General features: G+C 69.3%; 15 protein-coding genes. 9 read left to right on the top strand and 6 right to left on the bottom strand.

The window, feature by feature from the left end:
- Window positions 1-1,702, top strand: a 1,702-nt coding sequence (locus tag AC5592_RS09560) for an NAD-glutamate dehydrogenase domain-containing protein (RefSeq protein WP_198163797.1), incomplete at its 5' end; no start/stop codon positions are given.
- A gap of 233 nt (window positions 1,703-1,935) precedes the next feature.
- On the opposite strand, the gene AC5592_RS09565 is transcribed toward AC5592_RS09560, so the two are convergent.
- Entirely contained in the window at window positions 1,936-3,159 is a 1,224-nt protein-coding gene (locus tag AC5592_RS09565) for an SPFH domain-containing protein (protein ID WP_063063982.1), read from the bottom strand.
- 184 nt (window positions 3,160-3,343) lie between these two features.
- On the opposite strand from AC5592_RS09565, the gene AC5592_RS09570 reads away from it, so the two are divergent.
- Together AC5592_RS09570 and AC5592_RS09575 are read left to right on the top strand one after the other, a co-directional pair.
- A complete protein-coding gene (locus tag AC5592_RS09570; RefSeq protein WP_063063983.1) occupies window positions 3,344-4,894 on the top strand; it encodes an amino acid permease in 1,551 nt (516 codons plus the stop codon).
- Window positions 4,895-5,021: 127 nt separating this feature from the next.
- A complete protein-coding gene (locus AC5592_RS09575) occupies window positions 5,022-7,451 on the top strand; it encodes a serine/threonine-protein kinase (RefSeq protein WP_036498837.1) in 2,430 nt (809 codons plus the stop codon).
- 6 nt (window positions 7,452-7,457) lie between these two features.
- Here AC5592_RS09575 and AC5592_RS09580 read toward each other — a convergent pair whose 3' ends face one another.
- Window positions 7,458-7,823 (bottom strand): DUF1707 SHOCT-like domain-containing protein, encoded by a 366-nt coding sequence (locus AC5592_RS09580; protein ID WP_036498834.1) that lies wholly within the window; start codon window positions 7,821-7,823, stop codon window positions 7,458-7,460.
- Between the two features lie 117 nt (window positions 7,824-7,940).
- Here AC5592_RS09580 and AC5592_RS09585 point away from each other — a divergent pair, with 117 nt between their 5' ends.
- The 5 genes from AC5592_RS09585 (at window position 7,941) to AC5592_RS09605 (ending at window position 13,961) form a co-directional block, all read left to right on the top strand.
- Window positions 7,941-8,675 carry a MerR family transcriptional regulator gene (locus AC5592_RS09585; protein ID WP_063063984.1) on the top strand — a complete coding sequence of 245 codons (735 nt, stop codon included), beginning with the start codon at window positions 7,941-7,943 and terminating at the stop codon, window positions 8,673-8,675.
- 141 nt (window positions 8,676-8,816) lie between these two features.
- Entirely contained in the window at window positions 8,817-9,326 is a 510-nt protein-coding gene (locus AC5592_RS09590; protein ID WP_063063985.1) for a hypothetical protein, read from the top strand.
- Window positions 9,327-9,446: 120 nt separating this feature from the next.
- A complete protein-coding gene (locus AC5592_RS09595) occupies window positions 9,447-10,031 on the top strand; it encodes a dihydrofolate reductase family protein (protein ID WP_036498827.1) in 585 nt (194 codons plus the stop codon).
- Window positions 10,032-10,095: 64 nt separating this feature from the next.
- Complete coding sequence (locus AC5592_RS09600) at window positions 10,096-11,469, top strand: LuxR C-terminal-related transcriptional regulator (protein ID WP_036498824.1); 1,374 nt, start codon at window positions 10,096-10,098, stop codon at window positions 11,467-11,469.
- Window positions 11,466-13,961 (top strand): ATP-binding protein, encoded by a 2,496-nt coding sequence (locus tag AC5592_RS09605; protein ID WP_063063986.1) that lies wholly within the window; start codon window positions 11,466-11,468, stop codon window positions 13,959-13,961. The genes AC5592_RS09600 and AC5592_RS09605 overlap by 4 nt, the downstream gene beginning before the upstream one ends.
- Before the next feature lie 11 nt (window positions 13,962-13,972).
- On the opposite strand, the gene AC5592_RS09610 is transcribed toward AC5592_RS09605, so the two are convergent.
- Both AC5592_RS09610 and AC5592_RS09615 read right to left on the bottom strand, forming a co-directional pair.
- The gene (locus tag AC5592_RS09610; RefSeq protein ID WP_036498820.1) at window positions 13,973-15,046 is read right to left on the bottom strand and encodes an aminotransferase class V-fold PLP-dependent enzyme; all 1,074 of its coding nucleotides are present in this window, start codon (window positions 15,044-15,046) and stop codon (window positions 13,973-13,975) included.
- 117 nt (window positions 15,047-15,163) lie between these two features.
- A complete protein-coding gene (locus AC5592_RS09615; RefSeq protein WP_063063987.1) occupies window positions 15,164-16,114 on the bottom strand; it encodes an MBL fold metallo-hydrolase in 951 nt (316 codons plus the stop codon).
- A gap of 105 nt (window positions 16,115-16,219) precedes the next feature.
- Between AC5592_RS09615 and AC5592_RS09620 the strand changes: the two genes are divergently transcribed.
- Window positions 16,220-16,660 (top strand): MerR family transcriptional regulator, encoded by a 441-nt coding sequence (locus AC5592_RS09620; protein WP_051024380.1) that lies wholly within the window; start codon window positions 16,220-16,222, stop codon window positions 16,658-16,660.
- Here the strand turns inward: AC5592_RS09620 and AC5592_RS09625 are convergent.
- Together AC5592_RS09625 and AC5592_RS09630 are read right to left on the bottom strand one after the other, a co-directional pair.
- Entirely contained in the window at window positions 16,654-17,949 is a 1,296-nt protein-coding gene (locus AC5592_RS09625; RefSeq protein WP_036498814.1) for a sensor domain-containing diguanylate cyclase, read from the bottom strand. The two genes, AC5592_RS09620 and AC5592_RS09625, sit on opposite strands and share 7 nt — an antisense overlap.
- Before the next feature lie 31 nt (window positions 17,950-17,980).
- The gene (locus tag AC5592_RS09630; protein WP_084506510.1) at window positions 17,981-18,784 is read right to left on the bottom strand and encodes an SAM-dependent methyltransferase; all 804 of its coding nucleotides are present in this window, start codon (window positions 18,782-18,784) and stop codon (window positions 17,981-17,983) included.
- Between the last annotated feature and the right edge of the window lie 188 nt (window positions 18,785-18,972).

The raw sequence follows: 18,972 nt of genomic DNA on the forward strand, positions 1-18,972 counted from the left end.
GTTCGATCGCTCCGCCAAGGCCATCGCGATCACGCCGCAGATCCGCGCCGCACTCGATCTGGATCCGGGCGTGAGCACGCTGTCGCCGCCGGAGATGATCCGGGCGATCCTGCTGGCGCCGGTCGATCTGCTGTGGAACGGCGGTATCGGCACCTACATCAAGGCCAGTACCGAATCGCACGCCGACGTGGGCGACAAATCCAACGACGCCGTGCGGGTCGACGCGGATCTGTTGCGGGTCAAGGTGATCGGTGAAGGTGGCAACCTGGGCGCCACCGCGCTCGGGCGGATCGAGTTCTGCAAACTCGGCGGCCGAATGAATACCGACGCTCTCGACAATTCCGCCGGCGTGGACTGCTCCGACCACGAGGTGAACATCAAAGTGCTTCTGGGAGCGGCGATTTCCTCCGGCGAGCTGGCGGAGTCGGACCGTAATGCCCTGCTGGCCGAGATGACCGACGAGGTCTCGGCACTGGTGTTGCGCGACAACATCTCCCAGAACTTCCGGATGGGTCTGTCGCGGTCGAACGCGGCGGCCATGGTGGGGGTGCACCGGCGGTTGATCGCGGAACTGGAGACGCGGCGCGGCGTGGATCGGCAGCTCGAGGCATTGCCCTCGGATGCCGAACTGGACCGGCGCGCCGCGGCCGGCGCCGGGCTGACCTCACCGGAACTCGCCAATCTGCTCGCGCACGTGAAGCTTTCGCTCAAGTCGGATCTGCTCAGCGGTGATCTGCTGGACAGCAGTGCGTTCGAAGCGCTGCTGCCCGGTTACTTCCCGACACCACTGCGGGAACGCTTCGGCGCCGCGATCGGCCGCCATCCGCTGCGCCGGGAGATCCTGGCCACCATGGTGGTCAACGATATGGTCGACTACGGCGGCATCACCTACGCCTTCCGGCTCGCCGAGGAGGCCGGCGCCACCACCGACGACGCGGTGCGCGCCTTCACCGCGGCCGTGGAGATCTTCGATCTGCGGGCACTGTGGGACCGCATCCGCACCACGCCGATGCCGGCGGCGGCGCGCAACGAGCTGGAGATGGAGACCAAACGCACGCTGGATCGGGCGGCGCGCTGGCTGCTGACCAACCGGCCGCAGCCGATCGCGGTCGGCGCCGGTATCGCGCGCTACCGCGACGGGGTGCGCGCGCTGGCGGCGCGGGTGCCGGCCTGGCGGCCCGGTGCGCTCGCCGACGATCTGATGTCGCGCTCCGGCGGACCGATCGGTCACGGCGCCCCGCGGGAGTTGACGGAGGAGGTGTTCCTGCTGATCCATCGGTTCCCGCTGCTGGACGTGCTCGACATCGCCGACATCTGCGAACGCGATGCCGACGAGGTGGCCGCGCTCTACTACGCGCTCGACGCCCACTTCGACATCCAGCGGCTGCTGTCCGCGGTGGCCGGACTGGACCGTGGCGATCGCTGGCAGACGTTGGCGCGCCTGGCCGTTCGCGAGGATCTCTACGATTCGCTGCGCTCGCTCACCGCCGACGTGCTGACCACCACCGAACCGGTCGACACCCCCGAGGAGAAGATCGCCTACTGGGAATCGACCAACCGTTCCCGCCTCAGCCGTGCCCGCGCGGCACTCGGGGAGATCTTCACCTCCGAAGCCCACGACCTGGCGACCCTGTCGGTGGCCGCGCGCCAGGTCCGCAGCATGGTCGGCAGCGCCGAAACGACGGCGACGGTGCCCAGCTGACCTGCCGGTGGGTTCGGGTGCGCCGCCTGGGACCGGCACACCCGAACCCGCTCCGGAAGCCCGCCGACGCCGCCCACCCGAACCCGGGTGGGCGGCGTCGGTATATGCGAAACATGCCGGGCACGCGATGATCTCAGTGGCTACCGCAGGGATGGCGACGAACGACGCCCGGTGGGTTCGGCAACGCGATCATTCACGGCCGACGCGGTGCCGGGGGTGACCAGCCCAGCGGCTCACGCCTCGGCGGCAGTTCCGCAGGTGCCGCAGAACCGCGCTGCCGCAGGGAGTTCCGCACCGCATTCGGTGCAGTGACGCGGGGCGGCGGCCAACCGGGTCCCGCAGTGCATACAGAATCGCGCGGTGCGGGGATTGTCGGTAGCGCAGGATGCGCAGGTCACGTGTTCCGACGCGGCGGAATCGTCACCCTCGGGCCGTGGCGCCGCGGATGAAGGCCCCGATCCGACGCCCGAGGGAAAGCCCGGCGTCGCGGATGCGTCGGCCCCGGCGGTAGGTGTCGGTGGCGGTTGCAGGGCGGGTCGGCCCGCGGGCTGACCGAACGGCGGCGCGGGCGGGGGCGGGGTTTGCTGCGTGGCCCACGGCACCGTCGACTGCTGCCCCATGCCCGCGATCGCGTTGAGACCCAGTGCGGCGCCGAGGAATCCACCTTCGCCGCCGCCGCCGTGCGAATGCGCCATACCCTGCCCCGCGCCCAGGGCCATTTCCCCGGCGGCGTAACGCTGGAAATCGCCGGCGAGCCGGATGTAGGTGACATCCTTGGCGAGTCGTTTGAGTCGCTCGGCGTCCTCGGGCGCCAGGGTGATGTCGAAATTCCCCATGCGCGAGATCCGCATTCCGTAGTCGTACAGCGTGAGATTGGTCTGACGCACCACCGCCGACTCGATCGACTGCAGTTGCGCCGAGAGGCCGAGCACCTGCCAGTCGCCCTGCGAGATGCCGTGCGACACGGTCATCTTCATCGACTTGAGCAGCAGATCCGCGCACCAGGCCTGAATTCCGGCAGGATCGGTGAGGTCGGTGGTGCCGACGAGGGAGGTGATCAGTTGCGCGGGATCGCGCACGGCCAGGGCGAATTCGCCGAAGACGCGCAGCGTCACGATCTGCTCGCTGGCCGGGTCCACGATGTCGTCGAGCCGGCCGCCGAATCTGACGCCCGCGAATTCGCGCGTGGAGACGAAATACAGCTCCGCACGGTAGAAGTTGTTGCCGGTGACCGAGTCCACCAGTGCGCCCAGCACCGGCAGTTCGTCGGCGTCGACGCGATGGCGGCCCGGTCCCATCGTCGCGACGACCCGGCCGGACTTGACGAACAGCGCGATCTGATCGGCGTTGACGATCGTCCGGCTGTAGCGCCGGATGTTCAGATCGGGCCACTTGTAGACCAACTGGTCCTTGCGGCCGTCCGGGACGGCGATGAATTCCCGCTCGAACCAGGCCATATCCTCGCCCTTTCTCGGCCGTTGTCGTTATCCAGCGTACCGATACCTATCGGTATGGTCTACCGCCAACCGTGGCGGAGGGGATTTCCGTTGTGTTACAACCTATCCCACGTATTGAACGTGCCGTTGAATGACGGTACATTGCCCATAGATATGATCGCCGTCACGTGAAAGGTCCTCCCCCATGACAACTGTTCGACCTCCCTCGGAGGCGACGGCGCCCGCGGACGCGCTGCATGCCGAGGATGCGGGCTATCACAAATCGCTGCGCCCCCGCCAGCTGCAGATGATCGCCATCGGCGGTGCCATCGGCACCGGCCTGTTCCTCGGCGCGGCCGGCCGCCTGCACGACGCGGGCCCGGGCCTGTTCCTCGTCTACGCCGTCTGTGGAATCTTCGTCTTCTTCATCCTGCGAGCGCTCGGCGAGCTGGTGCTGCATCGCCCCTCCTCGGGATCGTTCGTCTCCTACGCGCGCGAGTTCTACGGCGAGAAACTGGCCTTCGGCGTCGGCTGGATGTACTTCTTCCACTGGTGTATGACCGGGATCGTAGACATCACCGCGATCGCGACATATGTCCACTATTGGGGAGGGACTCGCAGCATTCCGCAGTGGCTCATCGCGTTGGTCGCGCTGGCGATCGTGGTGAGCATCAACCTGATCTCGGTGCGCTGGTTCGGTGAGCTCGAGTTCTGGGCGGCGTTGATCAAGGTGATCGCGCTGGTCGCCTTCCTGATCGTGGGTGTGGTCATCCTCGGTGGCCGCTTCGAGCTGGACGGCCAGACCACCGGTCCGAGCCTGCTGTCCGCGCACGGCGGTCTGTTCCCGACCGGGCTCCTGCCGCTCGTCACCGTCACCACGGGCGTCGTCTTCGCCTACGCGGCAGTCGAATTGATCGGCACCGCCGCGGGTGAGGCCGAGAACCCGGAGAAGATCATGCCGCGCGCGATCAATTCGGTGATCGCCCGGATCGCGCTGTTCTACGTCGGTTCGCTCGTCCTGCTCGGACTGCTGTTGCCCTACAGCGACTTCCACGCCGGCGAGAGCCCGTTCGTCACCTTCTTCTCCAAACTCGGGGTGAACGGCGCCGGGTCCATCATGAACCTGGTCGTGCTGACCGCCGCGTTCTCCAGCCTGAACGCCGGGTTGTACTCCACGGGCCGGATTCTGCGCTCGATGGCGATGAACGGCAGCGCGCCGAAGCTGGCCTCGCGCATGTCGAGTTCCGGTGTGCCGTACGTCGGAATCCTCGCCACCGGCTGTATCGCGCTGATCGGTGTGGGACTCAACGCGATGGTGCCGGACAAGGCGTTCGAAATCGTGTTGAACATGTCGGCCCTGGGCACGATCTTCGCGTGGACGGCGATCATCCTGTGCCAGTTGCAGTTGTGGCGCTGGTCGCGCATCGGCAAGGCGGAGCGTCCGTCGTTCCGGTTGATCGGCGCCCCGTACACCAGCATCGCGACCCTGGTGTTCCTGGCGGCGGTGGTGGTCCTGATGGCCGCCAGCGACGACGACGTGCAGCGCTTCGCCGTGCTGGCCATGGTGTGCGTCATGTTGCCGGCGCTGGTCGCGGGCTGGTTCCTGGCCCGCCGCAAGGTGCTGGCGATGGCCACCGAACGCCTCGGCTACACCGGCCAGTTCCCGGTGCTGGCGGAACGTCCGCTACAGAACGAGGCGGCCGAGTCGGCAGCCGAATCCGGGGAGCCGGGATCAGCGCCCGACGCCGAGAAGTAGCCGCGCCCTCCGCCCCGGTACCACCGGGGCGGAGCTGTTCCCGGCGTTGGGAAGTTCGGGGACGCGGGACCGTGGCCGGGGAACGAGAATGAGGCCCCGGTTCATCAGCGGCCTCGGGAGGTTTCTCATGCCGGAGCGACCCGATACGCCCCTTCCACATCCGTGGGCGAATCGCCGCATCCGCCGCAGTGAAGTGCGCGGACCGGATGCGCATCCGTGGGCGACGCGGCGCAACGGTGGGGGAGAACCCTCGCAACGACTGCGCGTCGCGATGGAATCTCCGGGCGAACCGTCCGTGCGCCACCTCCTCGGCGAGCCGGTCGGAAACGCTGGTTCGGCAACGGGTTTCGCGCCGGAGCCGCCCTCCGGCCCGGTGACCGCGGATGTCGAGGTCGATACGCTCGGCTCCGAGGCCGGCTCCGGGCGCAGCGCGCGCTCGCGGCCGAGTCCACGCCGGTTGGGCGCCGGCCTGGTGGAGATGCCGCGGGTGGTCTCGGTGGATCCGCGCGCCGCGGTACTGGACGACCCGGAAGTGCCCGAGGAGAAGCGATTCTGCTGGAAATGCAACTCGCCGGTCGGGCGTGCGAGCGACGCGGGCGCCGGGCAGGTGGCGGGGGACTGCGGAAAATGCGGTTCCCCCTACAGCTTCCGGCCGATTCTGCAACCGGGTGAGGTCGTCGCCGGACAGTACGAGGTGCAGGGCTGTCTGGCGCACGGTGGTCTGGGCTGGATCTATCTCGCCGTCGACCGCAATGTCAGCGATCGCTGGGTGGTACTGAAGGGTTTGCAGAATCCGCAGGATTTCGAGGCGCACGTGGTCGCGTTGGCGGAGCGGCAGTTCCTGTCGGAGGTCGCCTATCCCGGCATCGTGAAGATCTACAACTTCGTCAAGCACCGCGGCCCGGGCCGTGATGTCGCCGACGGCTACATCGTGATGGAGTACGTCGGCGGCCAGTCGCTCAAGCGCGTACTCGATCAGCGCGCGCCGCAGCGTATTCCGGTGGCGGAGGCGATCGCGTACGTGATGGAGGTGCTGCCGGCGCTGGACTATCTGCATTCGTTCGGATTGTCCTACAACGATCTCAAACCCGACAACATCATGGTCAGCGAGGACGAGGTCAAACTGATCGACCTGGGCGCGGTGGCGGCCATGGAGTCGTTCGGAAGTATCTACGGCACACCGGGATTCCAAGCGCCCGAGATCACCGAGACCGGGCCCACCGTCGCCTCCGACATCTACACCGTCGGCCGCACGCTGGCGGCACTGGTGATGCATTTGCCCCGCGACGAGCGCGGCCATCAGCTACCGGAAATGCCGGAGCCCCAGGCGCATCCGCTGCTGGTTCGCTATCCGTCGCTGTATCGCCTGCTGTGCCGCGCCACCGATCCCGACCCGGCCCGCCGATTCCCCTCCACCTATTCGATGTACTGCCAGCTCACCGGCGTGCTCCGGATGGTGCTGGCCACCGACACCGATCGGGAACATCCCCAGGCGTCGGTCGAATTCGGTTCCATGCGCGGCGATTTCGGCATCGAGACCCTGATCGGCCAGACCGACGGCATCGTCGACGGCCGCCACCGGATGCCGACCCTCGATGCGGGGGCGGTGGTGGCCGCCTTGCCGGTTCCTCTGATGGACAGCACCGATCCCAGTGCCGAACTGATGTCGACGCTGCTGCACGGAGATCCGCGGCATGCGCTGGATACGTTGCGGCGCATCCGTGATCGGATCGCCTCCGGCGTCCTCGCCGACACCGGCTCCTTCGAACTCGAGGGCGCCCTCACCGCGGTGCGCGCCCATCTGGATCTGGGGGAGGTGGAGCCGGCGCGAGCCCTGTTGCGGGAGTTGATGATCGACTACGACACCGACTGGCGGCTGACCTGGTACCGCGGTATCGCCGATCTGCTCGACGGCGCCTTCGAGCACGCCTACACCCAGTTCGATACCGTGCACGCCATGCTGCCCGGGGAGATCGCCCCGGCTCTCGCGCTGGCGGCCACCGCCGAACTGGTCCTGCAACATCTCGAACTGCCGGCCGATCCGGATCGCTGGCACCGGGCCGCGATCGACTTCTACCGCACCGTCTGGCGCACCAACCACGGTGTGGTCAGCGCCGCGTTCGGACTGGCGCGGCGACTGGCCGCCGACGGCGAACTGCTCGACGCCGTCGCGGTACTCGACCGGGTGCCGGTGACCTCGCGGCACTACGCGCTCGCTCATATGACCGGTGGACTGCTGCTCGTGTCCCGGCCGGTGGCGGAGGTGACCGAGGAGGACCTCGCCGCGGCCGCACTGCGCCTGGAAGCCCTGCCGGAGGAGCCCCGGGCACTGCAGTTACAGGTCGTCGTGGTGGGTGCGGCACTGGAATGGCTGCGCGCGGGCGGCCAGCCGCGCCGGTCCGACGCGACCCTGCTCGGCTTCGCGCTCACCGAATCCGGTTTGCAGCTGGGCCTCGAGACCTCGCTGCGCGCGCTCGCCCGCACGGCGCCGGGCCGGCTGCATCGCTACCGGCTCGTCGATCTGGCCAATCAGGTGCGTCCGCGCACCCGATGGTGAACCGGCTCAGGCGACTCCGCGCACGCGCCAGAGCACGACGGCCACCGGCGCCGCGGCGATCAGCAACAGCCACAGCCAGTTTCCGGCCGCCCACGCCGACACCACGGCGAAGACCGTGATGGCACCGGCCAGAACGGCCAGGGAGGGGAGCGGATTGGCGGGCGCGGGTGCGGCGGGCGGATCGGGGGTGACGACGGGCAGATCGGTGAACAGGGCCGCCAGCTCGACGCGGGTATCGGCCCGGGTCGCCAGTGCGGTGCGCTCGTCGAATTCGGGCAGGGTCAATCTGCCGGCGCCCAGTTGCTGTGACAATTCCTGCAGTGCGCGCTCTCGCTCGGCGGCGCTGGGGCGCGCGTCCGCCATATCGTCCATGCACAGCAGAATAGGTCGGCTACGCCCGCGGATCGCAATCGAACCGCCAAAGATGGGAACCGGCATGCCGCCGCACGGTTTCGATCCGCGCATGTTTCGGTGTGGTTTCCTTGATGTATGACGACCCGGACCGAGTACACCATCGACGAGCTCGCGCGTGAGGCGGGGACCACCGTGCGCAGCCTGCGGGTGTACCACGAGCGCGGTGTGCTTCCGCCGCCGCAGGTCAAGGGTCGTACCGGTTTCTACAGCGCCGAACACCTCAACCGGGTGCGGACGATCAGCCGGTTGCTCGACCGTGGCATCAAGCTCAACGGCATCAAGGAACTGCTCAACGCCTGGGATCGCGGTGACGATCTCGGCGACATCCTCGGCGTCGCGGAACCCGATGTGTCGTCGGGCGCCGAATCACCGGCCGGTGCGACGATCGCCGCGACCGATCTGGCGCAGCGATTGCAGGAGGTACCCAACGGGCTGGCGCGGGTGGTCGCGCTCGGCCTCTACGAACCGGTCGACGCCAGCACCTACCGCGCTGCCGACCCGATGTTGCTGCAGGCCGCCGACCGGCTGTCCGCCGCGGGCGTGCCGGAGCCGGAGATCATCGCCGAGTTCGAGCGGCTGGCGACCGAATGCGACCGGATCGCGCGTCGCTTCGCGGACCTCTTCCAGCGCACGGTGTGGACCGGCTTCCAGGACTCCGCGGGCACACCCGCGGACCTGGCCGGGCTGGCCGCGGGCTCGGAGGTGATCCGGACCGTCCCGGCGCAGGCGGGCGCCGAACTGATCGGCCGTTTCGTGGCCCGGTATCTCGATCAGGACAGCGCGCTGAACGAAGCGCTCGCCGATTCCTGAGCGTTCGTCGCGACAATCTCTACCCCCAACGGTGGGAAGATTTCGCGATATAACGTGCCGTTGTTCAACGGTACATTATCGGTGTGGCCGATACTTCTGACCATCAGCGTCGGAAGTGCACGATTGAACGGAGACACACCGATGACCGCAGCCACCTTTGCCCGCACCACCCGAGCCCTGCTGCTGGCCGCGACCGTCGCGGGCGCCGCCGTCGTGGGCCTGTCCGCCGGTCCGGCCGCGGCGCAGTCGCCCGGTCCGTACTGTCTGTGGGCCGGCGCCGCCTTCGCCCCGGGGGCCCAGGTGCATGCCGGCGGCTGGGCATTCAGTTGCCGCAGTGACCTTTTCGGCGCCGCCCGGTGGAATGCGGACGGTCCGTCCCACCGCGCCGACACCGTGGCCAATCCGGGCGCGCTCGGTAACCCGGCCGGTCGCTTCAGTCCCGGCGCGCGCCAGCCGGGCACCTCCTACAACGACTACTGCGTGGGCGATCAGCTGATCGCGGGAACCGAGGATGTGTACGAGGCGGTTCCGGCCTCGGGCGGTCTCTACTGGCGCGCGGCCGGGCCGATCTCCCAGTGGCGTTTCGAGGGCGCGGGCCCGGCGCCGACCTGGCGCTCGTCGAGCCTGTGCCGCGACGGCGAACTGCTCTGATCCGCAACTAGGTATCGGGCGCGACCTACTTAAGTAGGTGCGCCCGAACATTACCGATGCGCGCTGCCCCCACCCGGGGGAACAATCATTCGTCGGCAGGTAACGGCAGATGGGTGAGCGATGGCAGGCGTGACACTGTGGATGCAGATGTCGCTCGACGGATACGCGGAGGGGCCCGACCAGGAAATTCACTGGCCGGTAGTGGACGAAGAGCTGTGTGAGTCCTTCCTGGACGAACTGCGGGCGGCGGAGGTTTTCGTCTACGGGCGCAAGACATTCGAGATCATGGCCGCGTTCTGGCCCTATGCCGATGCCGATCCGGCCATCTCGCCGTTCTACGTCGAATTCGCGCGCTGCTGGAAGCGCACCCCGAAACTGGTCTTCTCCCACACGCTGCGCGATCCGGGCTGGAACACCCGGGTGGTCGGTGCGGATCCGATCGCCGAGATCGGCGCGCTGCGGGCGGCCTCCACCGGACCCGTCGTGGTCTTCGGCGGCGCCCAGACCGCCTCGTACTTCCTCGAACACGATCTCGTCGACGAATACCGGCTGTTCGTGCATCCGCTGCTGCTCGGCGGGGGTGTGCCGTTGTTCCCGAAACCGCTGGACACGGCGGGACTGCAGCTGGTGGACATCATGACCTTCGACAGTGCGGTCGTGCAGATGCATTATCAGCAGGCCACGCCGGTCGCGCGAATGGGGTAGCCGCAGATCGCGGTATCGAATCCGGACACGCGACGGGGGCACGGTGGGCTAACTTGTTCCTACTATGTTCCAGCGATCGCGTATCGGTGTACTGCCCGCCACCAGCAGTGAGTTCGTGGGCAGGTCGGCGCAGCGAGAGCGGATAGCGGCGCTGATCGCCCGTGGCGCGCGGCTGATCACCCTGACCGGTCCCGGCGGCATCGGCAAGACCAGGCTGGCCATCGAAACGCTGCGCCGCGATGTCGAACTACCCACGCGCTGGCTGGCGCTGGCGGAACTGGACGCCGAGACGGCGATCGCCGAACTCCGCGATCTCGCGCCCCGGCCGGACGGCGCCCCGCACGTCCTGGTCCTCGACAGCTGCGATCGCCTCGTGACCGCCCTCGCGACCGAGCTCGCGGACCTGCTCGAAGCCGACCCTGCCCTGACCGTCGTCGCCACCAGTCGCGAGCCGATCGGCTGGATCGATGAACAACTCGTTCAGGTGCCGTCGCTCGATCCCGCACAGGCATTGCGGCTGTTGCGCATTCGCATGGAGCTCACCGGCCGCACCGCCGGCGGTGCGGACGACGATATCCTCCGGCGGATCTGTGCCCATATGAGCCACAATCCGTTCGGCCTGCGGCTCGCCGCGATCAGATTGCGGCACAACCCGCCCACCACCGTGTTGCACGAGGTGAGCGGCGATGCCTACGACCGCCGTCTGCAGTGGTCCGACAGTGCCCGGGTGGGGGTCGAAGCGCGCCACCGCGATATCGGCGCCAACATCGCGTGGTCCACGAGTCGCTGTACACCGACGGAATCGCTTCTGCTGCAACGCCTGTCGGTCTTTCCGGGTGGTTCCCCGGGCGGCGGAGCCGATCGGGAGGCGATCGTGGCGCTCTGCGCCGACGACGCCTTGCCGGCGGCGTCGATCGAATCGGCACTGGATCGGCTGGTGGAACGTTCGCTGGTGATCGTGCGACTGACGGCCACCTCGGCGCGGTGGTACCTCACCGAATGTGTGCGCCTCGTCGCGCGCGCCGAACTGCATCGGCGTGATCCGGTCGAAGCCAATCGGCTCGCCGCCCGGCATCTGCAGCTGCGCCGGCTCGAGGTGCGCCGCGCCGAGGGGTCGGCACTGCCGCAGCAGCCGTGTGTCGCCACGGCGCAACCGCCGGTCGCCGCGGTGGCGGCGCCGCGGCCCGAGTCGGATCGCTGGGAGAGCCTGTCGCGGGCGGAACGTGAGGTGGCGGTGCTGGCGGCCGCCGGCTGGCCCAACAGTGCCATCGCCGTGCGCCGCCGCAGTTCGGTGCGCACGGTCGATGCGCAGGTGGCGATGGTCCGGCAGAAGTTGCAGATCACCTCTCGCGGGCAGATCGCCCGGCATCTGCCCGCCGAGGCCCGGGAACGGATGCGATCCGAGGCCCGGGCCCGGCGCGAGACGGCGCGGTCGTGACCACACCGTGGATATCCCAATTCGTCGGCCGGACCGCGGAACTGCGCGGCATCGCCGAACTGCTCGACCCCGGTGGGCCCCGGTTGATCACTCTGCTCGGGCCGGGTGGGATCGGTAAGACGACGCTGGCCACCGAGGCGTTGCGCCGGTCCCAGCGGCCCGGTCGCGATCAGGTGCTGTGGGTGCGGCTGGCGCGGCTGGAAACCGGCGCCGGCGTCGAGGCGGTCGCCGAGGAGATCGTGCGAACCGTCGCACCGACCGATCCCACCGGCCGCAGCGCCGAGGACTGCCTGCTCGACGCCTTCGCCTCGCTCGGCCCCGCTCGCACCATCCTGGTTCTCGACAACTGTGAACACGTCCTGCATCCGGTGGCGCGGCTGATCGTCGAGTTGCTGAGTGTGAATCCGGATGTCACCGTCGTGGCCACCAGCCGGGAACCGATCGGCTGGACCGACGAGCGGTTGGTGCCGGTGCCGCCACTCACCAACGACCATGCGCTGGAACTGTTCCGGCGGCGCGCCGAACTGACCGGCCGGCCGATCGGCGCGGAGCCCGCCACTCTGGAACTGGCCGCCCGGATCTGCCGGCACGTGGACAACAATCCGCTGTTCATCCGGCTCGCCGCGGCCCGGCTGCGCTACCGTCCGGTCGCCGAGGTGTTGCGCGATCTCACCGGCACCGACTCCGACGCGTGGATGAGCTGGTCTTCGGGCGTGCGCGCCGGCGCCGACGAGCGTCATCGCAACGTCGGCGACGTGATCGCCTGGTCGTACGGGCTGTGCACCGACGCCGAACGCCTGCTGCTGGAGCGGATGTCGGTCTTCGCCGCCGGATTCGACCCCGGCGACGAGGAAACCCGCAGCGGCGGAATCGAATACAGCGCGGTGGCGCAGGTCTGCGCCGACGAGGCGTTGCCGGAGCCGGTCATCGCCGCCACGCTGGAGCGACTGGTGGAACGGTCGCTGGTGTCGACCCGCATGACGGCCACCTCGGTGCGCTATTTCCTGCCCGAGAGCGTGCGGGCGTTCGCCCGCGCCCGGCTGCAGGAGCGGCCGGACGGTTCGGCCGCACCGTCGGGGGTGCCTGCCCGCCATCGCCGCTACTTCCGTGACAAAGTCGTTGCCGGACAGGCGATGTGGTACGGGCCGGACGAGATGGAGTGGATCGACTGGGTCCGTGCGGCCTGGAACGACGTGCTGCTCGCGGTGGAGACCAGCCTCGCCGATCCGGACGAGGCCGTGATCGGACTCGAGATCGCCACCGTGGTGATGGCGTTGCGGGTGCCGTTTCTCACCGGCACCAACCGCGCGGTCACCGGGCTCACGGAGCGCGCCCTCGCGGTGATCGGCGACGATCCGGCGTTGTCGTCGCTGCGGATCTCGGCCAAGGCCCTGATCGGCTGGATCGCGGTGTGGCAGGGCCGGTTCGACTACACCTCCCGGCTCCTCGACGAATGTGCCGCCGAATGTCTCACCGATCCGGTGCTGCGTGGGGAATGGCGCGAGCACACCGCCGACGATATCGGCCTGCCCGCCCAGGTCGAATTCACCTGGGGCCTGGAACTGTTCCTGGTTCGCCTGGACCTGCGTGCGATCGAGGTATTGTCGCGCGCCCGCCGGAAGTTCGCGGCCGTCGGCGATCGCGGCGGCACCCAGCGCAGTGATCTGTTCACCGTGCTCGCGGCCGCCAGCCTGGCGACCCCGGAGGTGGCCGGGCGGGTGGTGCGCCGCCATCTGCACGACGCGGCGAAAACGGATGCGCCGTGGGCGGTGTCCTGGGCCGAGTTCGCGGAACTGGTTGCCACCATCCGCCACGGCGACCCCGCGGACGCCGTACGCCGGGGCCGGGCGGCGGTGGCCGCGCATCTCGATCGCGGGGATACCTGGACCGCGGGCTGGATCATCCACTTCTGCACCGTCGCGCTGGCCACGATCCTGTCGCGGCGTATCGAATCCGGCGCGCGCCCGGGCGAACTCGCCGCCGCCGCGCGAGAGATCGCCTACCTGCAGGGCGGTACCGCCGCGTTGCATCGTTCGATGGGGATCGCCTCGGACCGGGTGCCGCTCGTGATGGAGGGATCGCTGGCCGCGCGTACAGCCGCCACCGCGGTGCTGGGCGCCCAGCGCTACGCCGCCGCGGTGCGTCGCGGTGGGCGGATGCGGCCGCAGGAGAACGAACTCCAGCGGTACTTCCTCGGACGGCTGGAGATCGTCGAGGACGCCGGGGATGGTCCGGACGACGCACGGTGGCAGGAACTGTCACCCGCCGAACGCGAGATCGCGATCCTGGTGGCCGCCGGGTGGACCAACAGTGCGGTCGCCGTGCGCCGCGGGACGTCGGTCCGCACGGTCGACGCCCAGGTCGCGACCATTCGCCGCAAACTCGCGGCCGCGGACCGCTCGGCGATCATCCATCGCATTCCGGGCGCATTGCGCGATCGCGTGCGAGCCGAATCACGGCAGCCACCGGGACGCCTGCGCCGAACCCTCTGAGCCCCAGCCGGTCAACTTCGACTGTCGCCCAAGGCTTTCAGCGCGCGGTCGACATCGTCGGAGTCGTTGTGGACGTGGAAGGACACCCGCAGCGCACCCGCTCGGGCCGTGGTGACCACCGCGGCCTCGGCCAGGGCGTCCGCGGCGGCCGCGGCGCCCGGAATGGACACGATCGGCGCTCGTCCGGGAACGGGTGTGAAGCCGAGGTCGTCCAGTCCGGCGCGGAAGCGGTCGGCCAGTGCCAGATCGTGGGCCTGGATCGCCGGAACGGTCAACTCCTCCAGCAGTTCCGCTCCGGCCAGCGCACCCACCACACCGAGCCAATCGGGCGTGGCGTCGAAGCGCCGTGCGGTGTCGGCAAGCCGTTGCGGCGCATACATTTCCGCCCAGCGGTCGGCGGCCGCGTACCAGCCCGGCGCATGCGGGCGCACCCGGTCGGCGATCTCCGGCCGGATCGCCAGCAGCCCGACACTGCGGGCGCCGAGCAGCCACTTGAAACTCGCGCACACCCAGATGTCGGCATCGGCGAATCGCAGCGGTAACCAGCCCGCGGCCTGCGAGACGTCGAACAGCAACAGCGCGTCGTGTGCCGTGGTGGCCGCGCGCAACCGCGCCGTGTCGACCGTCCGGCCGTCGGCGGACTGGACGAGACTGCACGCCACCAGTGCGGTATCCGGCCGTACCTCCTCGGCGAGTCGCTCCAGTTCCACCGTGCGCACCCGCAGATCCCCGCGGTAGCGGAACGGATTGGGCACGGAGGCGAAATCGCCTGCGGCGACCAGCACTTCGGAGCCGGGGGCCAGTGCCGCGGCGGCCGGTCCGATGAGGGCGGCGGCCGAATTGCCGATCGCCACATCGGCTGCCGTCGCGCCGTCGAGGAGGCGGGCGTAGGCGGCGCGCAGTCGATCCACCCGATCGTCGTAGCGCGAGGGTGCGCGATGTCCGCCGGCCCACCCGTCGAGGACAGCACGCACCGCGGTGAACGCGCGAGCCGGCGGAATGCCGTACGAGGCGGTGTCGAGATAGGTGGTGTCGACCGCGAATTCGTGGCCGGCCAGAGCGGGAACATACGCCGAGGAGGTCATGAGGCCATGGTCGCGAGCGAGTGGCCCGCCGGTCCATAGCCAGCCGGGGCTCGCTGGACCGCTCGAAGATGCCGAATCTTCCGCGGCCGGACGTGGCGGAGGCCGCTCGCCGCGACGTCAGCTGTCGTTCGCCGCGCCCACCTGCTCGGCGCGCAGCCGCTGGGCGGCCGCGTGGTCGTGGGTCGGCACCACCGTCACCGTCGTGCGCGCCAGGTGCAGCCGGTGCAGGGTGCGGAAGGTCAGATCGCGATCGTCATCGGCGAAACCTCCCGGGTAGCTTGCCTTCTGGCGGACCTTGTCGATCTGCAGATGATGCCAGGCGGCATCACCGGCGAGCAGTACCCAGCCGCGCCGGGTATGGGCGAGCACGCCGACACTTCCGGGGGTGTGCCCGGCCAGATCCACCAGCACCACGGTCCCGTCACCGAACAGATCGTGGCTCGCGGTGAACATCAGCACCGGCGGTCCGTCGAGGTCGTATTCGACTACCGGCCGCTCCCGCAGCGCATCGCGGACGCCGCCGACCGGCGCGACCGCACCGGTCGTGATCCACTGCTGCTCGACGCGATGCATGTGGACGGGGAGTCCGGGCAGATCCAGCAGACCGCACACATGGTCCCAATGCGCGTGCGTGGGCAGGGCGAAATCCAGCGGCCGCGGATCGTGCTCACGCAGCGAGTCGACGGTCGCCACGGTGGCGGCCGGTGGCCGCACCGCGACTCGCAGGACCGCCGGGAGCTGCGAGATCGCGCGTCGTTCGGCATCCAGGCAGACGCCGGGATCGACCACGAACCGGGCCTGCGGATGTTCGACGACGAAGGCGGTCAGCGCGTTGTCGATCCGGCGCGGGGTGAACGTTCCCTCCACGACCGCCGCCGTCGGCACCGACCGCGGTGCCTGCGGCAGCGCGCGCACCGAGACGGTGCCCTGCGGCTCGGGCAGCCCGGCGTCGGAAATCGAGGCCAGGAAGCGCCGGTCGAGCCGCCGGGGCAGCATCAGCCCGCGTACGGAACCCGCTGCGACAGTGCAGCATTCGAGCACACTCGGTGTCTTCACCTGATCCGGCATGTCATCCGTCCCTTCTATGGGTGGTCGCCGACGACGGGATCGCCGCCACGTGTCGTGGCACGATAAAACTTAAGGTCGACATGAAGTAAAGGGGTGAGGCCCGCGATGGACGAGGGACTGAAGATCGGTGACGCCGCCGTGGCGGTCGGAGTCGAGGCGCATGTGCTGCGCCACTGGGAATCGGTTGGACTGCTGCACCCGGCGCGTAGCCCCTCCGGACATCGCGCCTACGACGAGCAGACGCTCGACCGGGCCCGGCTGATCCGTACCCTGCAGCGCACCGGGTTGTCGCTGCGCCGGATCCGGGAACTCGGCCTCTCCGGGCGCGACGAGCGGCTGGCCCTGATCGCCGACGAGCGGGCCCAGTTGCGCCGCCGCATCGACCTGTTCGAGGCCACCGATCGCTTCCTCGCCCACATCCTCGACTGCCGGCATCCGATCCTCTCCGAATGCCCCGACTGCTCCGGTTTCCTCGCCGCGTACGGCGACGAGCGAGACCGGCAGGAACTCGCGGATCGAGCCCCCTCGACGCTGTCCGCTCACTGAGGCAGGCGTGACCGGCTGCCGGGGCGCTGCCGCGCAGTCTTGTTGCGGTACATCGCGGTGTCGACCGCGTGCATGAGATCGTCGACCGCCTCGGGTTGCCGGGTGACCAGCGCGGTTCCGATCGACGCGCCCACCGTGATCGACCCACCGGCCACCTCCACCGGTTCGCCGAGCGCCGCCAGCAGCCGGGCCGACATGTCCACCAGTCGCGCCTCACCTGTGCACTGCTCGATCAGCACGATGAACTCGTCGCCGCCGATCCGTGCGGCCAGCCCGTCGGGCCCGGCGGCCGCTCCCAGCCGCTCGGCGACCGTGCGCAGCACGCGATCACCGATGGTGTGGCCGTAATCGTCGTTGATCTCCTTGAACCCGTCCAGGTCGAGATAGCACAGGCCGATGGGCGGCTCGGCCCGCGTGAGCCGGTCGAAGAACAGCAGCCGGTTGGCGAGCCCGGTCAGGTCGTCGTGATGGGCCTCGTACCAGAGCCGGTCGGCCAGCGCCTTGCGTTCGGTGATGTCGACGGCCACCCCGATGAGGAATCGCACGCTGCCGCGCGCGTCCCGAACCACCGACATGGACAGGTCGATATCGGAGTGATGGCCGTCGGGCCGGGTGAGCGAGGTCTCCATCCGGAACCGGTCCAGGCCGCCGGTCAGCAACTGCTGGAAGTGGGTGTAGGCCTCACCGATGTTGTCCTCGCCGAGCACCGCCGCCACCGACCGGCCGATGATCAGGTCGATCGGCACACCGAGCATCTCGGCGAAGGCGGCGTTCACGTCGCGGACCCTGCCGGTCTCGGCGTCGATGGTGCCGATTCCCACCGAGGCGCCGGCGAAGATGGCGCCGAACCGGGCCTCCGACAGCTGGCGCCGCGCCTGTTCCTCCCGGACCGCGGCCAGGGCGGCGCTCAGCGTGGTCTCCTGCTCGGCCAGGGCGGCGCCGCGCAGTGCCGCGGTGAATCCGGCGGCGAACTCTCCGGCAACGGTGACGGCGCGATCGCGCACGGTCTCGTAGTCGGGGTCGCCGGGCTCCGGGCAGATTTCGGCGACCATATCGCGGCAGATCACCGCGACCGATCGGCTCACCGCGGCATCGTCGCGATAGTTCGCGGCGACCAGCGACGAGGCGGCCAGCCGGGCCGCGTCGAGGCCTACGGCGCCGCGCAGCGCGCCCAGCAGTTCCTCACACAGGCCGGTGAGCAGGGCCTCGATCTCGGTTCGCGTCAGCGTCGGCGCGACCACTCCGTCGAGTGCGTCGGCCCACCGCGCCGCCAACTCCTGCGAACCCACCCTGCAACCCCTGCCTATCCCGTGGACCCCGTCACACCTTGTGCCCCACGCCGCCCAAACCGAGCGAGCGTCCCGGCGTTTCGTGCAGGTCACGCTCGGATTCCGGGCGCCACAGCGGTAGTTCGACGATGCCCGGTTCGACCGGTTCCCAGCCGGTGAACATATCGACGATCGATGCGCGGTCGCGAAAACGGATTCCGACGCCGCTGGTCGATTCCTCGTGAATCCGGGCGGCCGCCTCCGGCCGGTGTGCCGAGGACAGATGGGAGATCGCGATATAGCTGCCCGGCGCCACGGCTGCCCGCAACGCGGCGACCTGCTCGCGCGGACGTTCCTCGTCCTGCAGCAGATGCAACACGGCGACCAGCAGCAGACCGACGGGTCGATCGAAGTCGATCAAGCCGGTCTCACGGGCGCGGGTGAGCAGTTCCTCCGGCTTGCGCAGATCCGCCTCGATGGCGCCCGCGCGGTCGTTGCCGTGCAGGATGGTGGCCGCATGGGTGACCGCGACGGGGTCGATGTCGACGTAGAGAACCCGGATCGAGGGATCGATGTCCTGCGCGACCTCGTGCACGTTCCCGGCAGTGGGAATACCCGATCCGACATCGAGGAACTGCCGGATCCCGGAGTCGATCATGAATCGGACCGCTCGGCGCAGGAAGGCGCGGTTGCTCAGTGCCAGCCGCGGCAGATCCGGCACCAGTTTGCGCCCCTCCGCCGCGGCCCACCGGTCCACTTCGAAGTTGTGGGAACCGCCCAGCAGCGCGTCGTACATCCGGGCCGGGCTGGGCCGCTGCATATCCACGCCCTCGGGCGCCCACGCTGGCCTGTCCACTCGAATCCCCTCTTGCCGATCGAGAATAGGCCCGCCTGACCGCAGGGTCCGGGGCCGATCTTGTCGAAGCCCAACTGTACGCCCACGCCGGGCCGGTCGGCGGACACACATCGGCCGCTCAGACCAGATTGATCGAGTCGAGGACGCGGGCGCCGAGTTCGGCATCGCCGGTGATCGCGACGGCGCCC

The sequence above is a fragment of the Nocardia violaceofusca NBRC 14427 genome, from assembly GCF_963869435.1.
In the GTDB taxonomy this organism is placed as follows: Bacteria; Actinomycetota; Actinomycetes; order Mycobacteriales; family Mycobacteriaceae; genus Nocardia; species Nocardia aobensis.